General features: G+C 72.9%; 6 protein-coding genes and 1 pseudogene. 5 read left to right on the top strand and 2 right to left on the bottom strand.

Translation table 11 applies throughout. From position 1 onward, the window contains the following. Positions 1-119: pseudogene (locus tag AOK24_RS51755) on the top strand (hemerythrin domain-containing protein); the annotation flags it as partial. 57 nt (positions 120-176) lie between these two features. On the opposite strand, the gene AOK24_RS39290 reads toward AOK24_RS51755, so the two are convergent. Further along, entirely contained in the window at positions 177-503 is a 327-nt protein-coding gene (locus AOK24_RS39290) for a hypothetical protein (protein WP_055724713.1), read from the bottom strand. A 20-nt stretch (positions 504-523) separates the two neighbouring features. Further along, on the bottom strand, positions 524-1,060 hold the full coding sequence (locus tag AOK24_RS39285) for a type 1 glutamine amidotransferase domain-containing protein (protein ID WP_055724712.1): 537 nt from the start codon (positions 1,058-1,060) through the stop codon (positions 524-526). Positions 1,061-1,147: 87 nt separating this feature from the next. Here AOK24_RS39285 and AOK24_RS39280 point away from each other — a divergent pair, with 87 nt between their 5' ends. From AOK24_RS39280 to AOK24_RS39265, 4 genes are all read left to right on the top strand, one after another. Further along, positions 1,148-1,372 (top strand): DUF6458 family protein, encoded by a 225-nt coding sequence (locus AOK24_RS39280; RefSeq protein ID WP_055724711.1) that lies wholly within the window; start codon positions 1,148-1,150, stop codon positions 1,370-1,372. A gap of 9 nt (positions 1,373-1,381) precedes the next feature. Continuing rightward, on the top strand, positions 1,382-3,226 hold the full coding sequence (locus tag AOK24_RS39275; RefSeq protein ID WP_055724710.1) for a transketolase: 1,845 nt from the start codon (positions 1,382-1,384) through the stop codon (positions 3,224-3,226). A 22-nt stretch (positions 3,227-3,248) separates the two neighbouring features. Further along, positions 3,249-3,776 carry a DUF6328 family protein gene (locus AOK24_RS39270; protein ID WP_055724709.1) on the top strand — a complete coding sequence of 176 codons (528 nt, stop codon included), beginning with the start codon at positions 3,249-3,251 and terminating at the stop codon, positions 3,774-3,776. Between the two features lie 60 nt (positions 3,777-3,836). Continuing rightward, on the top strand, positions 3,837-4,074 hold a 238-nt coding region (locus AOK24_RS39265; RefSeq protein WP_240554337.1), incomplete at its 3' end, for a WhiB family transcriptional regulator.

The following is a 4,074-nucleotide window of genomic DNA, read 5'->3' as shown; positions in this document are numbered from 1 at the left end:
CACCCACCCGCCCGCACCCCTCGGCGCCGGACACCCCGCCGGCGAACAAGCTCCTGGCCCCCGGCGCGGGTCTGGTGGACCGCATCAGGGACGCCCTGACGGGCCGCGGCAAGGACTGACAGCCGACGCGGAAGGTGGGTGGGACGGCATGACCGCCCCACCCACCTCTGTGTCTGCTACCTCCCCAGCGCCCGGGCCAGCTCCGCCTTGTTCATCCCCGACCTCCCCTCGATCCCCCGCTTGCGCGCCTCCTCGTACAGCTGGTCCTTGGTGGGCCCGCCGGCCCCCTGGTGCGACCGCTGCCCGCCGCGCTGCGAGGCCGACTTGGGATCCTTCAGCGACGTACGGCTGGCCGTCTTCGACTCCCCGGCCCGCGCCCGCTCCTTGTTGACGGTCCGCGCGGCGATCTCCTCGGCGCGTGCGGTGGACTCGCCGCGCTTCTTCGCGGACTCCTTGATGTGCTCGTACTGCCGTTCCCGTTTCTTGCTCGATCCTCGGGGCATGGGAACCCTCCTCGCAGAGATCAGACCTTGGCGAAGACCTCGGTGAACGTGTGCGTGAACTCCGGCAGATCATCCGGCTTGCGGCTGGTGACCAGCAGATTCGTCCCGTGGTCGCAGACCTGCACGGGTACGTCGACCCAGGTACCGCCCGCGTTGCGGATGTCGGTGCGCAGGCTCGGCCAGGACGTTAGGACACGCCCGTCGAGCACGTCCGCCTCGACCAGCAGCCACGGCGCGTGACAGATCGCGGCGACCGGCTTGCCCGCCTCGAAGAACGACCGGGTGAACGCGACGGCGTCCGCGTCGAGCCGCAGCGCGTCGGGGTTCGCGACCCCGCCGGGCAGCACGAGCGCCCCGTACTCCCCAGGGTCCGCCTCGGCGACCGTGCCGTCCACCGGGAACAGGTCGCCCCGGTCGAGATGGTGGAACGCCTGGACGGTCCCGGGCCGCGTCGACAGCAGGGACGGCCGGTCCCCCGTCGCCAGCACCGCCTGCCACGGCTCGGTCAGCTCGATCTGCTCGGTGCCCTCGGGGGCCGTCAGGAAGGCGATGTTCACGGGGATCCACTCCTCGGTGTCGGTGGCCGCCTGGCGGGTACCCGGCCCCGATCCGGTGATGCGTGCCGGAGGGAAGGAGCAGGACTCATGGGACTGGGAGGGTGCCTCGGCCTGATCGCCGTGGGAGCGATCCTCACGTTCGCGACGGACTGGGACGTGGAAGGAGCCAACCTCGACCTGATCGGCGTGATCCTCATGGCGGTCGGCGTGATCGGCACATTCACCTTCGCGAGCATCGCGCGCCGCAGGCGGGTGATCGTCCCCCCGACGACCCCGGTCGTGGACGACCGCGGCCCGCACACGTACGAGTGAGGACTTCGCATGCGGTACGACGAACTGGCCGAACTGGGACAGCAGTTGAGGGTGGACGCGGTACGCGCCGCGCAGGCGGCGGGCTCGGGACACCCGACCTCGTCGATGTCGGCGGCGGATCTCGGCGCGGTCCTGCTCGCCCACCACCTGCGCTACGACTTCGCGCACCCCGCGCACCCCGGCAACGACCGGCTGATCCTCTCCAAGGGCCACGCCTCACCCCTGCTGTACGCGCTGTACCGGGCGGCCGGGGTGGTGGACGAGGCCGAACTCCTCACCTTCCGCCGCAAAGGCAGCCGACTCGAGGGTCACCCGACCCCGCGCCTGCCGTGGGTCGACGTCGCGACGGGCTCCCTCGGCCAGGGCCTGCCGGTCGGCGTCGGCATGGCCCTCGCCGGTCAGCGCCTCGACCAACTCCCGTACCGGATCTGGGTGTTGTGCGGGGACAGCGAGCTGGCGGAGGGCTCGGTGTGGGAGGCCGTCGAGCACGCCGGGCACGAGCACCTCGACAACCTGACCCTGATCGTCGACGTCAACCGCCTCGGCCAGCGCGGCCCGACCCGCCTCGGCTGGGACCTCGACGCGTACGCCGCGCGGCTCGCCGCGTTCGGCTGGCACACGGTCGCCGTGGACGGGCACGACGTCGCCGCCGTCGACGCCGCGTACCGCGAGGCGGCCTCGACCGAAGGGCGGCCCACGGCAGTTCTGGCCCGCACCCTCAAGGGCAAGGGCGTCGCCGGGGTCGAGGACCAGGAAGGGCACCACGGGAAGCCGCTGCCCGACGCCGAGCGGGCCATCGAGGAACTCGGCGGGGTGCGGTCCGCGCGGGTCGGGGTCGCCCTGCCCGTCGGGAGCCGGCGCCCCGAGCGGCCCAAGCCCGAGCAGGTGTCCCGGCCCCGCTACGAGGTGGGCGAGCAGGTCGCCACGCGCGCCGCGTTCGGGGACGCCCTCGCCGCGCTCGGCTCCGAACGCGGCGACGTCGTCGTCCTCGACGGCGAGGTCGGCGACTCCACCAAGGCGGGCGTGTTCGGGGAGGCCCACCCCGAGCGGTACTTCGAGTGCTACATCGCCGAGCAGCAACTCGTCGCCGGGGCCGTCGGGCTCCGGGCGCGCGGCTATCTGCCGTACGCGGTCTCGTTCGCCGCGTTCCTCACCCGGGCCCACGACTTCATCCGCATGGCCGCCGTCAGCGGGCTCGCCATCCAGCTCTGCGGCTCGCACGCGGGCGTCTCCATCGGCGAGGACGGGCCCTCCCAGATGGGCCTCGAAGACCTGGCGATGATGCGCGCCGTGCACGGCTCGACCGTCCTGCACCCCTGCGACGCGAACCAGACCGCGTACCTGGTGCGGGAGATGGCCGACCTGACCCACATCGGCTACCTGCGGACCTGCCGCTCCCCGATGCCGGTGATCTACGGGCCCGGCGAGGAGTTCCCCGTCGGCGGGTCCAAGGTGCTGCGGTCCGGGCCCGACGACCGGGTGACCGTCGTCGGCGCGGGGACGACCGTCCACGAGGCCCTGCGCGCGGCGGAGTTGCTGGAGTCCGTCGGGATTCCGGTGCGGGTGATCGACCTGTACTCCGTGAAACCCGTCGACGAGGTCGCGCTCCGGGCGGCTGCCGAGGCCACCGGGTGCCTGCTGACCGTCGAGGACCACCGGCCCGAGGGCGGCCTCGGTGACGCCGTCGCCGCCGCCTTCGCCGACGGACGCCCCCAGCCCAGGCTGGTCCGGCTCGCGGTGCGGGACATGCCGGGGTCGGCGACACTCGAAGAACAGGTGCGGGCCGCCGGGATCGACGCGGAGGCGATCGCGGCGACGGTGATGCTGCTGACGGGGCGGGCCGTTGTCTCCTGACGTGTCTCCTGAAGGGCTTCAGATGAGCGAGGACTCTGAGCCGCGCACCGGCAACGGCCGCCGGGAAACCCCCGAGGAGCGGGCCGACCGGCGCTGGAACGACCTGCTCCAGGAAGTGCGGGTCGCCCTCACCGGCGTCCAGGTCCTCTTCGCGTTCCTGCTCGCCGTCGTCTTCCAGCCGAGGTTCGCGGACGTCTCCGACACCGACCGCGCGCTGTACGTCGTGACGGTCGTCCTCGCTGCGGCCACCACCGGCGCGCTCATCGGGCCCGTCGCCCTGCACCGCATCCTCACCGGCCGGCAGGTCAAGCCGCAGACCGTGGACTGGGCGGCCCGGCTCACCGTCCTCGGCCTGTTCCTGCTGCTCGGCACGATGACGACCGCCCTGCTGCTCGTCCTGCGCGCGGTCGTCGACGACACGCTCGCCGCGTGGCTGACCGTGCCGGCGGCCGGGTGGCTCGGGGTGTGCTGGCTGCTGCTGCCGCTGTGGGCGCGGGGGAGAACCGGGGGGACGAATGGCGGGGACCGGCAGGGGAAGCCGCACCCGTGACGATCTGTATCTGTGGCGATCTGTATCTGTCCGGCACGATCTGTTAGGAGGGCCGACCCCATGAGGGCCAAGCCCGGAGCACGGTACGTCGAGACCGGCGGGCACAACCGGATGGACTGGCAGCGCGACGCGGCCTGCGCCGACGCCGCCGACCCGGACCTGTTCTTCCCCATCAGCCTCAACGGCCCCGGCGCCGACCAGGTGGAGGCGGCCCGCCGCGTGTGCCGCCGCTGCCCCGTGGCGGCACGGTGCGCGGAGTGGGCGCGCGAGACACACCAGCGCGCGGGGGTGTCTCGCG

Origin of the sequence: Streptomyces niveiscabiei, from assembly GCF_001419795.1 — a bacterium.
Classification (GTDB): Bacteria; Actinomycetota; Actinomycetes; order Streptomycetales; family Streptomycetaceae; genus Streptomyces; species Streptomyces niveiscabiei.
Note: the sequence above shows the minus strand (reverse complement) of the source record. Positions and strands in the feature narration are given on the sequence as shown.